General features: G+C 62.1%; 14 protein-coding genes, 1 tRNA gene and 1 pseudogene. 5 read left to right on the top strand and 11 right to left on the bottom strand.

Annotation, left to right across the window (positions count from 1 at the left end):
• Positions 1 to 356 precede the first annotated feature (356 nt).
• Positions 357 to 1274, top strand: coding sequence for a formylglycine-generating enzyme family protein (locus tag K9B33_RS16375; RefSeq protein WP_224550161.1), 918 nt, complete (start codon positions 357 to 359; stop codon positions 1272 to 1274).
• Between the two features lie 237 nt (positions 1275 to 1511).
• On the opposite strand, the gene K9B33_RS16370 is transcribed toward K9B33_RS16375, so the two are convergent.
• The 4 genes from K9B33_RS16370 to K9B33_RS16355 all read right to left on the bottom strand — a co-directional run bounded on the left by K9B33_RS16370 (position 1512) and on the right by K9B33_RS16355 (position 9466).
• Positions 1512 to 3725, bottom strand: a complete 2214-nt coding sequence (locus tag K9B33_RS16370; RefSeq protein WP_411974033.1) for a beta-glucosidase family protein — start codon at positions 3723 to 3725, stop codon at positions 1512 to 1514.
• A 15-nt stretch (positions 3726 to 3740) separates the two neighbouring features.
• Complete coding sequence (locus tag K9B33_RS16365; protein ID WP_411974032.1) at positions 3741 to 5504, bottom strand: sulfatase; 1764 nt, start codon at positions 5502 to 5504, stop codon at positions 3741 to 3743.
• Positions 5505 to 5535: 31 nt separating this feature from the next.
• Positions 5536 to 6933: a sulfatase-like hydrolase/transferase gene (locus tag K9B33_RS16360; protein WP_224550136.1), complete on the bottom strand. Its 1398-nt coding sequence runs from the start codon at positions 6931 to 6933 to the stop codon at positions 5536 to 5538.
• Between the two features lie 82 nt (positions 6934 to 7015).
• Positions 7016 to 9466 carry a TonB-dependent receptor gene (locus tag K9B33_RS16355; protein ID WP_224550135.1) on the bottom strand — a complete coding sequence of 817 codons (2451 nt, stop codon included), beginning with the start codon at positions 9464 to 9466 and terminating at the stop codon, positions 7016 to 7018.
• Positions 9467 to 9954: 488 nt separating this feature from the next.
• Here K9B33_RS16355 and K9B33_RS16350 point away from each other — a divergent pair, with 488 nt between their 5' ends.
• Positions 9955 to 10968 carry a LacI family DNA-binding transcriptional regulator gene (locus K9B33_RS16350; RefSeq protein ID WP_224550134.1) on the top strand — a complete coding sequence of 338 codons (1014 nt, stop codon included), beginning with the start codon at positions 9955 to 9957 and terminating at the stop codon, positions 10966 to 10968.
• A 487-nt stretch (positions 10969 to 11455) separates the two neighbouring features.
• Here K9B33_RS16350 and K9B33_RS16345 read toward each other — a convergent pair whose 3' ends face one another.
• On the bottom strand, positions 11456 to 11740 hold the full coding sequence (locus K9B33_RS16345; RefSeq protein WP_043155122.1) for a hypothetical protein: 285 nt from the start codon (positions 11738 to 11740) through the stop codon (positions 11456 to 11458).
• A 104-nt stretch (positions 11741 to 11844) separates the two neighbouring features.
• On the opposite strand from K9B33_RS16345, the gene K9B33_RS16340 reads away from it, so the two are divergent.
• On the top strand, positions 11845 to 12462 hold the full coding sequence (locus K9B33_RS16340) for a transposase (RefSeq protein ID WP_224550133.1): 618 nt from the start codon (positions 11845 to 11847) through the stop codon (positions 12460 to 12462).
• A gap of 498 nt (positions 12463 to 12960) precedes the next feature.
• On the opposite strand, the gene K9B33_RS16335 is transcribed toward K9B33_RS16340, so the two are convergent.
• A complete protein-coding gene (locus K9B33_RS16335; protein WP_224550132.1) occupies positions 12961 to 13320 on the bottom strand; it encodes a hypothetical protein in 360 nt (119 codons plus the stop codon).
• Positions 13321 to 13375: 55 nt separating this feature from the next.
• On the opposite strand from K9B33_RS16335, the gene K9B33_RS16330 reads away from it, so the two are divergent.
• Positions 13376 to 14029, top strand: a complete 654-nt coding sequence (locus K9B33_RS16330) for a YjbE family putative metal transport protein (protein WP_224550131.1) — start codon at positions 13376 to 13378, stop codon at positions 14027 to 14029.
• Positions 14030 to 14036: 7 nt separating this feature from the next.
• On the opposite strand, the gene K9B33_RS16325 is transcribed toward K9B33_RS16330, so the two are convergent.
• The 4 genes and pseudogenes from K9B33_RS16325 to K9B33_RS16310 form a co-directional block, all read right to left on the bottom strand.
• Complete coding sequence (locus K9B33_RS16325) at positions 14037 to 14240, bottom strand: hypothetical protein (protein WP_224550130.1); 204 nt, start codon at positions 14238 to 14240, stop codon at positions 14037 to 14039.
• 158 nt (positions 14241 to 14398) lie between these two features.
• A tRNA-Ile gene (locus K9B33_RS16320) sits at positions 14399 to 14474 on the bottom strand.
• A gap of 25 nt (positions 14475 to 14499) precedes the next feature.
• Positions 14500 to 15536: pseudogene (locus K9B33_RS16315) on the bottom strand (polysaccharide deacetylase family protein).
• 61 nt (positions 15537 to 15597) lie between these two features.
• Positions 15598 to 17304, bottom strand: a complete 1707-nt coding sequence (locus tag K9B33_RS16310; RefSeq protein ID WP_224550158.1) for a sensor histidine kinase — start codon at positions 17302 to 17304, stop codon at positions 15598 to 15600.
• Positions 17305 to 17524: 220 nt separating this feature from the next.
• On the opposite strand from K9B33_RS16310, the gene K9B33_RS16305 reads away from it, so the two are divergent.
• Positions 17525 to 17998 (top strand): Lrp/AsnC family transcriptional regulator, encoded by a 474-nt coding sequence (locus K9B33_RS16305; protein ID WP_066602894.1) that lies wholly within the window; start codon positions 17525 to 17527, stop codon positions 17996 to 17998.
• A 28-nt stretch (positions 17999 to 18026) separates the two neighbouring features.
• Here K9B33_RS16305 and K9B33_RS16300 read toward each other — a convergent pair whose 3' ends face one another.
• Positions 18027 to 19274: a hypothetical protein gene (locus K9B33_RS16300; RefSeq protein ID WP_224550128.1), complete on the bottom strand. Its 1248-nt coding sequence runs from the start codon at positions 19272 to 19274 to the stop codon at positions 18027 to 18029.
• Positions 19275 to 19292: the final 18 nt, after the last annotated feature.

Genomic DNA, 19292 nt, shown 5'->3' with positions numbered 1-19292 from the left:
AGCGAATCGACCAAAAAAAGCGACGCAATAAGCAACGCCATTGTTCCGATCAACGGTTCGATCTGGGAGATCCGTCCCTAATGATTCGCTTAAGCGCCAACGTGAAAAGATTTCCAATCTCGAACCTAGCTGGTGGACGACCCGGCTAGACCGCGCATCCTTTCGACGTCGCCGAGGTGGCGGAGAGCAACCTCAAGTTCTATGTTGCGAACGTCGCAACAGTATTCTGTGTTTGAGCCCGACCGGGACGTACCGACCGAAGACGCCGATCTCCGACCTCTAAACGAGGAATACGCGCGGCTGCGGCTGGCACCGATGGCAATGTAAGGACTAACGGATTGAACGTGAAAAACGGCATGCGGTGGATAGAAGGCGGGACGTTCCGGATGGGATCGCACGCCTTCTATCCCGAGGAAGCGCCTGTGCGGGCCGTCCGGGTGGACAGCTTCTGGATCGACGAGACGCCCGTCACCAACGCGGATTTCGCTGCTTTTGTCGCGGCGACCGGCTATCGCAGCTTAGCCGAAATCGCACCTGATCCAAAGAACTATCCTGGCATGGACCCGGCGTTGGCGGGCGCTGGATCGCTGTTGTTCCAGCGCACTAGCGGGCCGGTCGACCTGGGTGACTATAGCCAGTGGTGGTCATTCAGCGCGGGTACGGACTGGCGACACCCGCTGGGACCCGATAGCAGCATCCTGGGGCTGGAGGATCATCCGGTCGTCCATGTCGTCTATCAGGACGCGGAAGCCTATGCCAGATGGGCTGGCAAGACCTTGCCCACAGAGGCGGAATGGGAATATGCGGCGCGCGGCGGACTTGATGGCGCGGACTATGCCTGGGGCGATACACTAGCGCCGGGGGGTGCCATGCTCGCCAACTATTGGCAGGGCGCGTTCCCATTTGGCAACACGCTGGAGGACGGTTACGAACGCACTTCGCCGGTGCGCAGCTACCCTGCCAACGGCTATGGTCTTTTCGACATGATCGGGAATGTCTGGGAATGGACCGCCGACTGGTTTGGCCAACCCAGGATTGAACGAAAGAGCAAGGGCAGCTGTTGCGTACCGGCAAATCCCCGTGGGGCAAAAAAGCGGGAGAGCCTCGACCCTTCGGCGCCCGAGATCGCAATCCCGCGCAAGGTTGTGAAGGGCGGCTCGCATCTGTGCGCCCCCAACTATTGCCAGCGCTATCGGCCGGCCGCCCGCCACCCGCAGGCGATCGACAGTTCCACCAGCCACATTGGATTTCGGTGCATTTCAAGGTCGAAGTGATTTCCGGGCGGACGCCTCCTTCCACCCCGGCCACCGCCCCACCTCACCTCACCACACCGCGTGAAAATCGTGCGATCGCGGGCGCAACGCTAACAATTCAGTTAGCGCCTGGGCGCTGCTCCATGGCTGTTCCTCCAATGATGCTTGAGGCCGTTCGCTCGGGCCTCGTTCCAACACCATCATTCTGAGGGACAGCCTCCCACCTGGCCATCCTGGAGACGCCGGCCCGTTACGGCCCTAGTCTTTCCATTTCCTGGCGGCTAGTCGGACGGTGACCGGGGCCGCCAATGTTTCGGCATCTGTGCCCAGGGCGAAGGCATATTCCCCCGCAGGCATGACCCACCCGCCGTCCTGCCAGTCGGCAAGGATGCGCGGTTCGATGCTTAACGTCACCTTCTGCGATGCGCCCGCGGCAAGGTCGACGCGAGCGAATCCGGCAAGGCGCTGCTTCGCCTCACCGTTACGGCTGACGAGGTATAGCTGCGCCACTTCCGCGCCCGCACGTCGACCCGTATTGCTCAGGGTGAAGCTGGCGGTCAGACCCTTGAGCTTCAGGTCCGTGCTCTCGAACGAGGTGTAGGACAGGCCGTAGCCGAACGGGAACAGCGCCTTCTGGCGCTGCCGGGCGAACCAGCGATAGCCTACGTCGGAGCCTTCGATGTCGTAATCGGAGATCAACTTGTCGCTGCCCGAGCTGGGACCGCCGGAGAAATCCGGCTCGACCCAGTCGCTGCCGTCGAGCTTCGGGCGCGGAAGCTGGCTTTCGTCCCTTGGAAAGGTCAACGGCAAGCGGCCCGAGGGATTGGTGTCGCCGAACAGTATAGATGCGATCGCAGGGCCGCCGCGGGCGCCGGGATACCATGCCTCGACCACGGCTGACACTTTGTCGAGCCACGGCATCTTAACCGGGCCGCCGGTTTCGAGCACGACGATCGTGTTGGGATTAGCGGCGGCGACGGCGGCGATCAGGTCGTCCTGACCGTCGGGCAGCGAAAGGTCGGGTACGTCCAGCCCCTCTGTCTGCCACTGGGTGGCGAAGACGATGGCGACTTCCGCCTGCCGGGCCTTTTCTACCGCGTCGGCGATGTAGCGGCCGTCGCGGAAGCTGATCTTGGCGTCCTTGGCCAGCGCCTGGATGGCGTCCAGCGGGCTGGAGCGATGATATTGCTGCGCGATGAAGCCCGCCCACACGCCCTTGCCGGCTGAGGGCCGGGTCACTACCGGGCCGCCTTCGCCATGGACCTGGCTGGAACCGGCGCCCGACAGCACACCGCCATCGGCGTAGCCGCCGATGATGGCAATGGACTTCGCCGTTTTGGCAAGCGGCAGCGCGCCCTTGTTCTTAAGCAGCACAATGCCTTGCTTCGCCGCTTCCTCGGCCACTTTGGCGTTCGCGTCGAAATCGATCCTGCCGCCGGGTCGCACCGGGTTGCTGTCCAGTTTCGCGGCGTAGATGGCGGTCAGGATGCGACGGTTCATGTCATCGAGGCGCAACCTGTAGGCAGGATCGGCAGCAGCCTTTTCCTTGAGCTTGTCACCAAAGAAAACGCCCGGATCGAGCTGTTCGCCGGACTGCTGGTCCAGCCCCTTGATCGCCGCGTCGAGATTGGGGACAGCGCCCCAGTCCGACATGACGAAGCCCTTATAGCCCCAGGACTGCTTGAGCACTGTGTTGAGGAGCCAGTCGCTGGCGCAGGCCTGCTCGCCATGGACGCGGTTATAGGCGCACATCACGGAACCTGGCTGGCCCTGTTCGATGCCGATCTGGAAGGCGAGCAGGTCGCTTTCACGCGCCGCGCCCTCGCTGATCTTCGCGTCGACATATTTGCGACCGGTTTCCTGCCCGTTCAGGGCGAAATGCTTTATCGTGGAGATGATGTTGTTCGACTGCACGCCACGGATCGCCGCGCCCACAAGCATGCCGGACAGCAGCGGATCTTCCGCCAGATATTCGAACGTGCGTCCGTTGCGCGGATCGCGCATCAGGTTGACGCCGCCCGCAAGCAATACGTTGAAGCCTTTCGCCCGTGCTTCCGAACCGATCATGGCCCCACCGCGATAGATGAGGTCGGGGTTCCAAGAGGCCGCCTGCGCCACGCCCGACGGCAGCGCAGTCGCCCCGTCCTTGCGCAAGCCCATGACATAGGACACGCCCAGGCTGGCGTCGGTTTCCTTGAGCGCCGGGATGCCGAGCCGTTCGATCCCGGGAATATAACCCGCGCCCGGGATCGCGTCGGCCGGGATCGGCGGCGTTTTCTCACCCAGCGGCAACGGCATGATGCCGTGGGTCAGCACGGTCTTTTCGTCCGTCGTCATTCGCTTGACCGTCGCGCCCGCCCGGACGTCAGCGGATCGCATATCGACGGCGGGGGCCTGTTGCGCATGGGCAACGGGCGGTGTGGCAACGGCAGATGCCGCTACGGCTGCGAACAGGACCGATTTCAATGTCATTACGCTATCTCCCGATCACTGCTGCTTGGATTTGGGCAGGCTCTTCATGCCATGCTCGACGCTGTTGGTGCCTTGGCCGACGATGGGTGCAGGGATGAACTTCTCGCCCCGATCATGCGCGGCCTGCTTGGCAAGGCTGTCGTTGACGATCGGGTCCAGCCGGTCCTCGCGGTTGGGTTCGACGAGCCAGCTGTCCGGGAACGGCGCCGCACCGGTGCCATTGCGGCCGCGCCGCACCGCGCCGATCGATTGACGCTGGGTATAGGGGATAACGTGCCGACCATTGCGGTCGGCGAGCTGGTCGAACAAGGCTTGGCGCAGCTCGATCTTGGTCGAAAGATATTTCAGGTCTTCGGCCAGATTGTTCATTTCGCCCGGATCGGCGGCGACATCGTACAGTTCGTCAGCATCATATACGCCATAATATTGAATATATTTGAGGTTACCGCGCTGGATGGCGAAGGTGCCCGGCGTTTGCGGGAAGGTCCATTCCCAATAATATTCATAGGTGAAATCGGGCGCTTTCCAGTCCTTTGCGGCCACTGCGCCGGTGATCAGCGGCCAGGCGCTTTTGCCTTCGAACTGCGACGGACGCTGCGCGCCCCCCAGGTCGAGGAAGGTCGGCGCGAAATCCAAGTTGCGGATCGCGCCGCTGTTGACGACCCCCGCCGGAACGGTGCCCGGTTCGTACATGACAAGCGGCACCTTGACCGAGGGCTCATAGGCATTGCGCTTGTCGATCAGGCCATGCTCTCCCACCTGGAAACCATTGTCCGAAGTGAAGATTACCAGCGTGTCCTTCTCCAGCCCCGCTTTCTTCAGCCACGCCATGATCCGCCCGACGCTGTCGTCGACGGCGGACAGGGTGCCGTAATAATATTTCAGATAATCCGTCATCTTCATGTCGGAATTGTAGAAGAAGTCGATGCCGTGCCAGCTGTTGCGCTGGTCATAGACCCAGCGCGGCTTGCCCTTGTAATTCTCGGGCGTGTCGACGGCGCTGGCCGGCAGCCGGAACTCGGCCTTGTCATATTGATGGGCGTAGCGCGGCGGCGGCAGCGGGTCGGAATGGACCGCCTTGTGGCTGAGATAGAGAAAGAACGGCTTTTTGGGATCGCGTTCCTTGGCCAGCCAGTTCATTGCATAGTCGGTCAGTTCGTCGGTGATATAGTCCTTTTGCGGCACTTCCTTGCCGTCCACGTTCAGCATGTTGACCACACCTTTGGCAAAGCGTTCGTCCGATATGCCGCTATTGGGATAATAGTTGCCCTGCCCCTTGAAGCTCAACCATTTGTCGAAGCCCGGCCGCGGATCGGCGGTGTCGTTGCCCATGTGCCATTTGCCGAAAAAGGCCGTCTGATAGCCCGCGCCCTGAAGATATTTGGGGAAGAAGGTCAGGCCTTCCTCCGACGAATGATTATTGTCGACCACGCCATGGTTCCGCGCGGTCATGCCGGTTAGGATGGTCGCACGGCTGGGGCTGCATAGCGAGGATGTGACGCGGGTGTTGGGGAAATAGGTCCCGCCCGCCGCCAGCCGGTCGATATTCGGCGTCTTGACCCCCGGTTGCAGGAAGCCCAGACCATCGAACCGCAAATCATCCACCAGGATGAAGATCACGTTGCGCTGACGCTGCTGCTGTCCGGTTGGGGTTGCGGGGGAAGCGGCGGAGGGTGCGGCGACACCGTTCGTCCGGGCTGCCAGGGGCGACACGATGACCGCCAGGGCTGCGGCCGTGCCGAGGGCAAGCCTGCGAAGGGAACTGCTTGCGGTCATCATAATCTCCTGAAATCTGCTCTCTCTTACGATGTCACTGCGGCCAGTCTCGCCAGGGCTGGGGCAGAACCCAGGCCGGATGATGGCGCTCCTGATCGGCCAGGGGATCGGTCGGGTTGGTGCGCAGCGGACGAAATCGTTCGCGTTCGGCCAGAAACAGTTCGCGCATCCCGCGCGCCACCGCGGGGTGGACGGACGCCACGCTATAGTCTTCCGGGCCGGCGAGCATGTCGTACAGCCCCGGATAGCCCCGCATATCGGTCAGGGCGAGCGTACCGGCGTAATAGTCGGCCGCGACATATTTCCATCTTTGTGTCCGGATGCCGATCACATCGTCCTGGTTGAACAATATAAGATGATCGTGCGGCGTTGGCGCGCCGGCTTTCAGCACGGCGCCAATATCCTTTCCGTCCATCGCCAGTCCGGGCGGGGGCGATAAACCTGCCATCGCCAGGAATGTCGGCATCAGGTCGATGCCCATCGCGATCGCGTCGCGGCGCCCTCGGCCAACTGTGCCCGGCATATGGGCAACGAAGGGCACGCGATAGGCGCCGTCGAAACCGCTGCCGCCCTTGCGCCCGCGCAGGCCGCCCGGGGAACCTTCAAACCAGGGGCCGTTGTCCGACGTGAACAGGACCAGCGACTGCCGTTCGATCCCGTTGCGGGACAGGCAGTCGAGCACCCTCCCCACGATCGCATCGATTTCCATGACACTGTCGCCATAGGCACCGGCTTTATGCGATTTTCCGGCCCAGGAGGAAGCGGGGAAATTGGGCAGATGCGGACTGCTGAGCGACAGATTGAGGAAGAAGGGGCGTTCGCGATTATCGGTGATAAACCGTTCGGCGCGGTCGCAAAATTGCTGTTGCAGGGTGGCATGCACGAACGGCACGGTCCGCATCCCCTGCCCTGCATCTTCACACAGTGACAGGGGCGTGATGTCGTGACTGTAGGGCAGGCCGTAGAAGAGATCGAAGCCATAATTGAGGGGGGACCAGTCCGGCCCGGAATGACCCAGGTGCCACTTGCCGATCATCGCGCTGGCATATTGAGGGCGCAGCGCCTTGGCGATGCTTGTCTCGCTGCGGGGAAGAACCGCCGTATCGCGGGCAAGCAACGGCCGGTTGAGGCCCGTGCGTATGGCGTATCGCCCGGTCAGCATACCCGCGCGCGACGGCGTGCAAGTATTGGCGGGAGCGTAATAATCGGTAAGGACGCGACCGGACCGGGCCATTTTGTCGAGATAGGGCGTGGCGATGGTCTTGCCCCCCATCGGTCCGATGTCGCCATAGCCCATATCGTCGGTCAGGATGACGATGAAGTTGGGCTGCGCCATTCGCGCGGTAGCGGCATGGGTTCGACCGCCCGCCATCGCCGCTACGCCGCCCGCCAGACCGGTAAGGACATGTCTGCGACTGGTCAGCATCTGCATCTCATGGCTCCGCGACTACCCTCCGAAACGTCGGACATCAAATGGCGGGGCGCTCCACGAAGGACGCCCCGCCCCGCGTGGATCAGAATTTCATGCCGAAATTCACGCCGAAATAGCGGTTGGACTCTTTCGATATGAACGCCGCCAGGTCGAACGGCAGCGCCGCGGTCGAGATCGGCGAGGAGTGCGCCATCGACGTGACGAACTGTTTGTCAAAGAGGTTACGGACATAGCCGGTCACGTACCAGCGGCCTTCCGGCCCCTTGAGCCCGATCGAGGTATCGACGAGCGCATAGCCCTTCTGCGCCAGCAACGGGTCTTGTTCCAGCGCGAACCGCTGCTTGGACTGATAGTTGAGGCCTATCTGGAACACGGCCGACAAGCCGCTGTCATTCAGTTGCATTTCATAGCGGGGCGAAACGTTCAACCGCAGCTTGGGTGAGAAGGGCAGTTCGCCGCCACGCACATCCTGTAGTGGGCCCGAAGTGCTCAGCACGGTGCCGGAAGCATCAACAATCCGCCTGCGATAGCAGCTGTTCACCGGGAAATTGCCGGTAAGAATGTTGGTCGCGGCCGCCGCCTGCACCTGCAGCGGACAGCTGAGGCCATCGGCGTCCAGCCTGGTCTTGGCATAGGTCATGCCGAAATTGACCGACAGCCCCTCGGCCGGATTAAGCGCGGCCTCGATCTCCACCCCCTTCGTCTGCGAACTGCCCGCATTGGTCTGGACGAAGGCGATCTGGCCGGTCGACGGATCGGAACGGTTCGCCAACACCTGGAGGTCGGTATAGTCGGCGATAAAGCCCGCGACCGCGACGCTCAACAGGCCATCGGCGGTGCGGCCCTTGAAGCCTAGTTCATATCCGTTCACATGTTCAGGCTGGACCGCTTCCTGCGTGGCGAAGTTGGTCGCCAGCTCGGTGTTAAATCCCAGTCCCTTGTAGCCGCGGGTGAAGCTGGCGTAGACCTGAGCGTTCCGGCTGAATTCATATTGGACGCCGGCCTTGCCGGTCACCGCCGTATCGCTGGCACTGCGCTTGCCGCTGATGGACGCATTGCCCGGGAATGCGGTGCTGCCGGCAATCGCTGGCGCGGTGCGGGTGCCGTCGACCGACGTGCTTTCATGCTGCACGCGCAGGCCGCCGATCAGCTTCAGGCCGCCGACCACGCGCCAGTCGATCTGTCCGAACCCCGCGATGCTTTCGGTCTGGTTATGCGCGGCCAGCGACGATGAGAATGTGACCGGATTGGCGCAGACCGTGCCGATGGCACCGCCGCCGGTCGGACATGCAATCGCCGCGCGCAGGAATGTGCGGTCGACCGACACATCCGAATAGAACAGGCCAAAGACATAGCCCAGGTCGCGCTGGCCATTGGAGGCGACGCGCAATTCCTGGGAGAATTGATCGAGGTCGATGGTGCCGCCATTCTGATCGAACTTGCCGATGGTCAGGCCGGGGGCCAACACGCCGTTGCCTGGGATGTAGATCGGGTTGGGATTGTTAAGCTTGTCGGTCGGGTTATTGGCGACGTTCTTATACTTCTGGTAAGCCGTGATCGACGTGACGGTCGCAGCGCCAAGATCCCAGCTCGCCTCCAGCGATGTCTGGAACTGGCGATCATAGTTCCTGTTCACTTCGTCTTCGTTGATCCTGCGATTGTAAATCGACGGGGTGACAGGCGCTATCAATGTCAACGTGTCGGGATTGCGCACATTGACCAGCACGGGATTACAGCAATCGGACTTGTTCTTGCGATAATCGGCCGCCAGCAGGAAGTTGAGGTCGGGCGTGGCCTGCCAGTCAAGCTTGCCACGCAGGCCCCAGCCTTCCGACTTGTTGACATCCTTGCCGTTGGCCTGATTCCTGATGTAGCCGCCGACATTATTGTAATAGCCGCTGACACGGGCATTCAGCGTCTCGGCGATCGGGCCGGTGATTGTGCCCTTGATACGATATTCGTCCATCTCGGCCACGGTGGCGTCGAATGACCCGCCAAAGCTGTCCTTCGGCCGCGCGGTAATGATGTTGATTACGCCACCGGTCGCATTTTTGCCGAACAGCGTGCCTTGCGGACCGCGCAGCACTTCTATGCGTTCGATGTCGGCGAAATCGGCAAAGCTCTGCGCCTGCCGCGCGGCAACGACGCCATCTACCACGACCGACACCGAAGCTTCCACGCCGAGGCTGAACAGCTGCGATCCGATGCCGCGAATGCGGAAGCCCGAACCGTTGGAGGTGGCGCCTGGCTGGAACTGCAACGAGGGCACGGCCCTGACCAGCGAACTGGTGTCGTTGATATTCTGCTGCGCCAGCGCGTCCGATGTCACGGCCGTCACCGCGAGGGGAACGTCCTGAAGACGTTCGGCGCGTTTTTGCGCGGTGACTACAATCTCGTCGGCCGCAGGCGCAGCATCGCGAGCTTGGCTGACCTGCGCAGCGGCGCCCTGCGCACCGGCCAGCATGGTCGCGACTGTAGCGCTTGCAACAAGCGCAATGTGCGATGCGGACGCGAAACGACGAACGACATTCATGGCAAACTCCCCTTGCGTTTTTTTCTACATTACAAATCATGACTGCGCTGTCAATTTTGAAATGCGACGCTGATATGTGAAGCAAATCTTGCCGTCGGGACCGGGACTGGCGACTGACAGGCGGCTTGTCCCTATGCGCCGGAGCAGCGGGCTGGCGGTATCCTGCGACCCGAGATAGATAAATTGGTGATTGAGGAAAGATCGCTGCTGATGCAATCGGCATTCTGCGCCGCTTCAAACAATGGACGTACGGGAGCGATCAATCAGTCAAATGACAGAACCGGATCGGAGGCCTCCCCGCGTTTTCCGAAGGCCATAACGGTAAATGCCTCGCTGTCGCGCCATGTTTGCTGATAGCGCTGTCATTTTTTTGGCTTGTAGTAGTGGGGCAAAAGCATGGAAGATTCATCGCGTGAGACTTCAAGAGCTGAGAGACGTTCAATCCGGCAATCGTGTAGATGATCGAGGCTGTAAGGGCATTTGGCGAGATGAGTAAGGTGACCATTACCGACGTTGCGCGTCACGCGGGCGTATCCATGAAAAGCGTGTCCCGTGTAATCAACCGTGAATCCAACGTGCGCGCCGCACTCAGGACCAAGGTTGAGGCGGCTATCGACAGCCTCGGCTACAAGCCGAATTTGGCTGCCCGCTCGCTCGCCGGAGGACGCTCTTTCACGATAGGCGTGCTGTTCGACAATCCCAGCCCCAGTTACACCATGAAGATTCAGGACGGGGCCTACAATGCGTGTCACAAGGCAGCCTATCAGCTGGTTCTCGAAAATGTCCGCACCAGCAGCGGCAACATCACCGAGACCATGAATGTCATGCTTGAGCACCGGCGGATCGACGGGATGGTCGTGACACCGCCGGCTACCGACTGCGGAGAGGTGCTGGACGCGCTCGAACGGCATCAGATCCCTTACGTCCGCATCGCGCCGGACAAGTTTCCCGACCGCTCGATGTTCGTCTCGACCAACGACAGCGAAGCGACAGCTGAGGCTGTCAGGCATCTTTGGAGCCTCGGACACCGGCGGTTCGGATTCATCAGCGGACCGCCTACGCATGGCGCCAGTGGATGGCGGCGCGCGGGCTTCTACTCGGCGCTACGGCAACGGGATATAGCGCCCGAGCATGTCGCCATTGCCGAGGGCGATTTCACGTTTGAGTCCGGCATCGGCGGCGGTATGCAACTGCTGCGGGCCGCTTCCCGTCCCACGGCCATCTTCGCGGCGAACGACGACATGGCGGCAGGCGTTTTCGCGGCAGCGGGCCAGTTGAACATCAAAATTCCTGACATGTTGTCTGTCGTAGGGTTCGATGACAGTTGGATTGCCAAATCCGTATGGCCGAGCCTGACCACGCTTCATCAGCCGATTGAAGAAATGGCTTACGAGGCGGTCGAAATGCTCATCGCCGCAAAGCAGGGCCGATCGTTCCTGGCGCCACGTCACAATGTCAGCTTCATCGTCCGCGGCTCGACGGGGCCCTTCTCTGAAATGTAGCCGGTTGTGTCATGCAGGGTGGTGTAGGAACCGTCGATCTACGGCAGGATTGGGTTGAGGCCAGCCGGAGAATGCTGGCAAGCTGACGATAGGGTTATGGCTCACCAAACCGGGGGTTTCTCAATGTTCCCAATCGCACGCAGGCCATCCATAATTTGCGCGGAGTCGAACAATAGGCGCATTCTGGACCTGACCCTTGTTGATGATAATATCTCAGCGCTAAATTTGTTATTTCATCGGCATCCAATCCTACGATGACATCGTAATGGTCATTGGCAGAAAAATATCAACGAAGGCTGCGGGTCGCACTTGTACGGCTTTCCGCGATCTTTTTCGGGGATGATTGGGATCCGTCTCGATCATGTGGCACCCATGTAGCGGTTCGATGTGATCGGACCGCTACCCTCATTCATCACATGTTCGCGCATCTGTGACGTTATAAGCAAGGCATTCCGAATGACCTCAGCTCGACTTTGTACGTTTTTGGTCAGGTCCAGGTCCAGAAGATGCTGTTTTCAGCGATGTGGTCGAGGGCTTGATCGAGGGGCAGGACGCATCCGCCCATATCGTCGATATCTTCCCATTTTCGCCGGTGTGACCAGTAGCCGAGCCTGACTTCGTCGCGCGTGCCGACAGGCTTGAGGCGGGCGATCGGTGCCTCGGTTTCCAGCAGATAGAGATGGTAAGCGCCCTTGTCCTCATACCATCCGACGCCGCCGCCGTTGGCCGCGTCGAACGTCTCGATGCGCAGAATGATTTCCTCGTCTTTCATGGTACATCCATAGCTGCCGTCGGGTCACAGCTATTCGAGTCACCTCGCCGCATGGCAACAGCCTAAGCGTTGCAACGTGCTTCAGTCAGGATTCGAAGCATGGAATGCTGGACCAGAACAAGGCCGTTATCGGCGATCCCGTCCCCCAGATCCTGCGCCAATGGCTGCAGGCATGGCGCCCTTGCTTTACGGCTCCCAGTTGGGAGCATGTACTTGTTCTTGTGATGGGCGGCCTGCTGGCCACGGGCAAACGGACCGTTACGTCTTGCCTGCGTATGACCGGCCGAGCCGATGCTGCCAACTTTGCAACCTATCACCAGATCCTCAACCGCGCCCCCTGGAGTTCGCGTGCCGTTGCCAGGCGTTTACTGGGCATTGTGGTCGAACGGCTCGTGCCCGATGGTCCTGTGGTCATCGGTATGGACGACACCATTGAGCGGCGATGGGGGCGCCGGATCACCGCACGGGGTATCTACCGCGACCCGGCCCGCTCCAGTCACCGAACGCTGATCAGCAGCAGCGGCAGCTTCAAGTGCTTCCGCTATGCGCGTTTCTACCCGGAAATGAAGAGTCTTATCCCGAGGCGTGGCTTGCTGCCGAATAGCTACTCGTGGCTTCTTCCCGGAGGCTCCTCTGGGAGCATCGGCCATATTCGTCTCCGATTGTATCCGCATGACGGTAGAGGAGATGAATTCGATCGTCATCAAGAAATCGGATCATAGGGTAACACTGGCGTCATGCTTCGCGTTATCGTTCTTCCAGCGATGCACCGCGAACGATACAGAGGCTGTGTACAAGTTCTTGCAAAACGACGACGCGCTCGCTCAGCCAATAAAGCGCGCACCGCATGTGGTGGGGAGTGGCATGGCAACTATCAGCGCCTACCTGCTGAGTAACCGGACAGTCTCAGTTCGACCATGCCCGATGAACAAGTTTTCCCGGCATATCTGCTGATGAAGCGCCACCTCTTCTCCACATATCCCATTTAAATCCACGCAATCCCAATAGGCAGTTGGCACTTGTGATGGTATCAATCTTTTGTCGAAAGCAAGAACCGACGTTAAATCAATACCTTGCCATGACTGCCGGGTGCCCGTAGGGTCACCAATCAAGCGATTTGTCGCTTTGATATTCTTTGATTTTCAGAAATCGCTGCCACGGCCATTCCACATGCTGATCGGGACGTTCCGGTAGGACCGCGCGATATGAACCTGCCTATCTTACGTCCAGGATGCACAATAAAACATCCCGTATATCGCACGAACTTCATTCCACTTATCGTTGACCGAACGACCTTTTTTCGGCTCGAATAAGCGCATAGCGTCGCCGTCTAGCCAGCGCACCCCATCAGCAACGGCGAGCGCTGGCTTGGAATGAAGGCCAGGGCATAACACTCCAATCATGTCCGCGACGGCGGCAAGTCGCCTTTCCGCCTTCGGCCGACATCCGAAGCGCGGCGGCGCTTGCCACTGCCCCTCCCCCGCCAGCCCCGGCGCGACGCCAAAATCCAGCTCCCGATCTTCCGCCATCATCGCCGCTGAAAGGTTGGTGACAGCTTGCGTCCCTAACTGCACCGACAAAGCCGGTGCTCATCTGGCGCAGGACAATGGCCCGTCTGGACAGGCAAGAGACAGCATGAACGACATCTGGCAGCATATCGTCGCCGACTTTTCCAATATCGGATCGCCGTCCGCGCTCGCCGCCTTCGGTCAGGTGGTGCTGATCGACATCATGCTCGCGGCCGACAACGCCATCGTCGTCGGCGCGCTGGCAGCCGGCCTTCCGCCCGCATCGCGGCGCAAAGTGATCGCGATTGGCGTCATCGCCGCATTGGTGCTGCGCATCGCCTTCGCCCTGCTGGTCACCCAGTTGATGCAACTGGTCGGCCTCGTCTTCGCAGGTGGCCTGCTGCTCGTCTGGGTCGCGTGGAAGATGTGGCGCGAACTACGCTCGGGCGGCGCGGCAGAAGAAGGCGATGACGTCGCCGGCAAGGCCGCGCCCAAAGGCTTCGCGCAGGCCGCCTGGGCTGTCGCCATCGCCGACGTCTCCATGAGCCTGGACAATGTGCTGGCCGTCGCCGGCGCCGCCCGCGAGCATCCCGGCATTCTGGTGATCGGGCTGGTCCTGTCGGTCGCACTGATGGGCATCGCCGCCAACCTCCTGGCCCGCGTCATCGAACGCTATCGCGCCATCGCCTATATCGGTCTTCTCGTCATCCTCTATGTAGCCGGCAAGATGATCCATGAAGGCTTCATCGATCCCGCTACGGGATTGATGACGCTCTTGTAGGGCCGCGTCACTGCGCCGGCTGCTCCAGCGCCGCCGGACGGCCGCGATCGGCGATGTTCACGATCCGGGGCCGCAGAGCCGGTGCATCGGTCTGCGTGCGGATGCCATCGCAATCGCCCACGGCCTCCAATGTCGGCGCGGCGATAGCGCCCGGCAGGTCATCTGTCGCCAGAATCGGAAGGCTTTCAGTCCCCGCCGCGCGACGCTGCATTCTGCCCTTGAGTGGCGGTCATAGCCATTATGCGGCCATTGCCAATGCCGGTCCCTCGCCGCCGCCCCAGAGTGAGTGGACCAGAACGATATGTCGTGAGGTAATGGGACGCAGCCGGGTGCGTAATGAGCTAAAATGAAAATCGTGATTATGAAATTTGGTGGGCCCGGCAGGACTCGAACCCGCAACCTAGCCGTTATGAGCGGCCAGCTCTAACCATTGAGCTACAGGCCCCACCTCCGCTGCCGATTAGGCAGCATCACGCCGATTGGCAAGCCTGTCCGCGCACGGAACGGCGGCAATGAGTTCATCCAGGCTGGCGGCGGCAACGCCGCGGCGGGCCAGATGCGCCAGTACGCCGTCCCACCAGCCGTAAAACACCGTCCGATCGCCTTCATCGCGCACATAAGGCGTATGCCCCGGCTCCAGCGTCGGCGAATGGAAGCTGAAATTCAGCACGCGAACGCCCTCTTCGATCAGCGCGTCGATCGCCGCAATCGCCTCATGCAAAGGAACGCCTTCGGGCGTCAGCGGAATGCGACTCAGCATCCTGGCGCGCGACAAGGCCCCTGCGAGCGGCCCCATGGCCTGCGCGGCGCGGTACAGACGCTCGCCGCCCCCGCGCAACAATCCGGCAAAGGCGGTGGACAACGGCAGTTCGATCAGCGACCGGCCCGGCCCGGCCCAATAGGGAATTTGCGGCATGCCGTGAAAGTCCGGACCATGTTGATGACTATAGTCGAACCGACTGCGCACCGAACTGTCGAGCCGGAAACCCGCCTCCTCCAGCAGGCGCGCGCTGTTGGGGCCGACACCGTAGCGCCCGGCGCGATAGGCGATGGGGCGTCGACCGAACCGCTCCTCGATACGCTGGCACAGCGCCTCCAGCTTGGCGCGCTCGACCGCTTCGGGAAGAAAACCGACATAGCTGTTGGCCGCGTTCACATCCTCGACATGCGGCGGGTTCACCCAGGGATGGAGATGCGCGCCGATATCGGCCGCGCCATCATTCACCCATTGCCCCATCATCGCGGCGGCGGCATCGCTGTCGATCACCGGATAATCGGTGACATAGATGGGCTTGACCCCGGCAGCAGCAAAATAGGCCTGACCACGCGCCATGCCAGCCAGCGCCGTGACGCGATTGCTGGCGCGGCTGAACGGCGCCTCCCAGTCAAACTCCTCCTCGGTGTCGACGAACAGGATGAAGCGCGTGCCGAAGGCGGGGTCGAGCGCAATCAGGTCCTGCGCCAGTGGCGGCCGGAGCAGATTGCCATCATGAAGTTGAGCCATCATGCCACATCCCTATCGGCCAATGGTTGCGATAGGGTTTCCCTGTCCCTCCGGGCTTGGCCCGTCAGGCGTGGTCTGCCAGATCGCTGGCAAGCGCGACGGCGGGGATCGTCAGCAGCAGCCGCGCCGGCTCGATCGCCAGCCCGCCACCGCATGTGCCGGCCAGCCCGCGGATCAGCCGCAACGAAAAGCCCAACCCCAGCAACGGTCCATCGACCCAGTCGCCACTGGCGTCGTAGCCCGGGTCGAGCAGTTGCGCTTCGTCCATGCCGATCAGGGTGGATGGGCGGTCGACTGCGAATACCACCCGTCCAGCCGCGCCATCCGGCTGAAACCAGCACGCGCCGGTGACGGCCTCACCCGCCGGCGCAACCGAAATAGCGGTACGCAGCAGATGCTGCACCATCCGCTCGCCCTGCACCGGATCGATCCGCACCTGCGGCAGTCCGGGCGCGACAGCGATGTCGATGCCGACGGCGCCCTGATCCGCAAAGCGCGTTGCGACCTGCGTCACCAGCAGCGCGGGGTCGATCAGCTGGGGCATGGTCGCACCATCGCCACGCGAGACCCTCGCCGCCAGATCCAGATCGTCGAACGCGGCGAGCAGGTGGCGCGCGTCGACCGCGATCTTGCCCGCCATGTCGCGATACTGGACGCCGGCAGCGCCGAACAGTTCCTGTTCGATGATCTCGGCAAAGCCCAATATGGCGTTCAGCGGCGTGCGCAATTCGTGGACCAGTTGCCGCAGCGAGTCCGCCGAAAGCCCGGCGATGGCCATGGCCGCGGGCTTCGGTTCGCTGGCGACTTCATGCAGGAAAGGGCGACGCGCCTGTCCGCGATAGCCCTGGAAACGCCCGGAGCGCGGATCGAAAAACGGCGTGGCGGACAGCCGCCACTCGCCCGCCATCGCCCCGCCGACGATCGTATAGCGTCCGTTCTGGAATCCGCTGCGACGCGTGAAGGCGCCGGCGACATAGGCGTCGGGTCCGCTGCCCCCCTCCAGCGCGACATCGCCAAGCATCAGGCCGATCAGCGCCGCGCGCGGCCCCTGGTCGATCCACAGGATCACGCCTTCCGCATCGGTTTCGAACGCGAACTCGCGGGGCGCGGCCTCCCTGACGGGGAAGGCGTCGGCATTGGCGGCCTCCGGCGGCTTGCGCGTGCTGGTGAACCGCGCGATCCGGTCGACCAGATTGCGGATCTGGCTTTCGTCGCCTGGCTGCGGACGCAGCGGCGTCACCGTCGCGGAAGCCTTCGGCTCGATCGGCGACGGATCGGGTTCCGCCCGCATCTCCTGCGTCAGGATCATGTCGCTGTCGCCGACCATGTCCGGCCGTGCGGTAGACAGCACCAGATCATACGCGCCAAAGGCTTCCAGCGCCTGCCGGGTCTTCGGACCTATGTCACGCCGGCCGCGCAGCACGCCGCGCGCCGTGGGCGTCAGGTGCGGCAGCAGTTCGACCCATGCGGCCTCCGGCAGTTGGGCGCGCGCAGCGGCGGCGGCGGCGATCGAGGGCCGGTCATTGGCGAAGAAGGCGACCAGGCTGGGCGAACGCAGACGGCCGCCCAGTTCCACCACGGTCGCGATTCGCTGCGTTTCGGTCAATTGTGACTGGAGAGTAGACAGCCGTTCGAGCAGCGCCCCTCGATCCTGCGCCGCCATGGCGATCCGGTCCGGCCGATCATGCTGGGCCAGGAGATCGACACATTGGCGCCACAACGTCACCGCGCCCAGACCGCTACGGTCTTGCGCCGCCAGCACTGTCTGCATGAGATCGTTGAAACGCACCAAAATCCCCAAATCATGCGGGTTGAAAGCCTGCGCCCCGCAGCGCGCCGATACGGCCCCGATCATCGATAGGCGCTCAACGCGGAAAGGAAAAGGCCCCGATGCTGCGAACGAAAGCGATCGTCGCATAGTGGGACAATTGCATTGCCCTGAAACATTATTATGATGGCTTGCATAAACAGGACAGGAAATAAGCGAAATAATGGCCGGCCCCAATATCGACGACATCGACATGCAGATCCTGGGCGAACTGCAACAGGACGGCAGGATGACCAATGTGGAATTGGCCCGCAAAGTCGGCCTGACCGCGCCGCCGTGCCTGCGCCGCGTACGTGCGCTGGAGGAAGCGGGGGCGATCAAATCCTACCATGCCGTCGTCGATCCGGCTATGCTGGGCTATACCATTACCGTTTTCGCCATGGTCAGCCTGAAGAGCCAGGCCGAAGCCGATCTCAAGGCGTTCCAGGATCATGTCGCATCGCTGCCCGAAGTGCGCGAATGCCACATGCTGAACGGCGAAATCGACTTCATCCTGAAAGTGGTGGCGCGCGACCTGCAAAGCTTCCAGCAATTCCTGACGTCGAAGCTGACGCCTGCGCCCAATGTGGTCAGCGTCAAGACATCGCTGACCATCCGCACGTCCAAGAACCAGCCCGGCGTCCCCCTGCCCGTCTGAACCGGGCAGCGGAACAGGCCGGCGTGCGTCAGCCGGCCTTGCGATCCTGATGCTGCGCCCAGGCCGTCCAGAAGCCGGCGATCGCGGTCCATGGGCCACTGACCTGCGCCAGCGTCGCCTGGGCATTGGGCAGGTCGCCGGACCGCGCCAGCGCCACGCCCAGCCGCGCATTGGCGCGCCCGGCATCGATCCCGCCCTTGGTCAGCGCCAGCCGATATTGTTCGACGGCCTGCGGAAACTGTCCCAGCGAGAAATAACTGTCCGCGACGGCCAGCGCGTCCTTGCCATTGCTTGCCGTCGTCGCCTTCTTCGCCATGGCGGGCAAGGCAGCGATTTCCTTGGTAGCCTTGGGCGTGACGCTCTTGAGCAACTGGCTGGTCACGCTCTGGGTCGGCGTGAGCTTGCCGGCCTTGCGGCCGGATTCGATGATCGCCTTGGCTTCGGAATAATAGCCTGATTTCTCGGCCGCCTGCGCATAGGCCTGATAGTCCCGCTCGCTCGCCATCGCGCCATTGGCCGCCTGCAGGCGATAGAGGTCGAGCTGCAATTGCGGTTCCAGTTCGGCGGCCGACTGGTAGTTGACCAGCGCGGAGCGCCATTCTTCCTTGCCATCCTGCTGGTTCAGCCGGTCGCGGTAAAGTTGCCCGACTTCGGCCCAGTCGCCAGCCTGATAGGCCATGGCGATGGCGCGATCGGTCCAGGCCAGCGGCACAGGCTGTCCCGACGCCTTCTGCCGGGCAATCACTTCCTGCACGAAGGGGCGTGCTTCCTTGGGCTTGTTACGGCGCAGAGCGATGTCGGCACGCAACATGGTCGCGTCGATGCCGTCATAGCCCAGCGTCTTGGCATAATCGAGCTGGGCGGTGGCATCCGCATAATTGCCGACCATGTAGGACAGATAACCTGCGACATAGCGCAACCGCGGCGCCTCGCTGCGCGGCAAAGCCGTGGTCTTGAACATGTCGGTCAGGGCGATGCGTTCGGCCTGCACGTCGCGGCGTTGCGCCGCAAGCTGAAAGCGCATCCCGGCCGCAACATAGGATTCAAAATCATTGGTGGGACTGAGCGATGCAATGCGGGCGCCAGCCGTCGTCCCATCGCGCGCGTTCAAGGCGGCTTCGGCAGCCTGGGCTGCGGCACGGAAACCGTCGGACATGACGATCGGCGGACCAGCCACGACCGGCTGCTTCTTTGCCGCCACCGGGGTTGCCACAATCGCCACAGTCGCCGCCAGCGCCGCCATCGGCAGGCGGGAAATCTTGATATCGATGCGCATGGGCCGCCCCGGCTCCCC

The sequence above is a fragment of the Sphingobium sp. 3R8 genome, from assembly GCF_020166615.1.
In the GTDB taxonomy this organism is placed as follows: Bacteria; Pseudomonadota; Alphaproteobacteria; order Sphingomonadales; family Sphingomonadaceae; genus Sphingobium; species Sphingobium bisphenolicum.
Note: the sequence above shows the minus strand (reverse complement) of the source record. Positions and strands in the feature narration are given on the sequence as shown.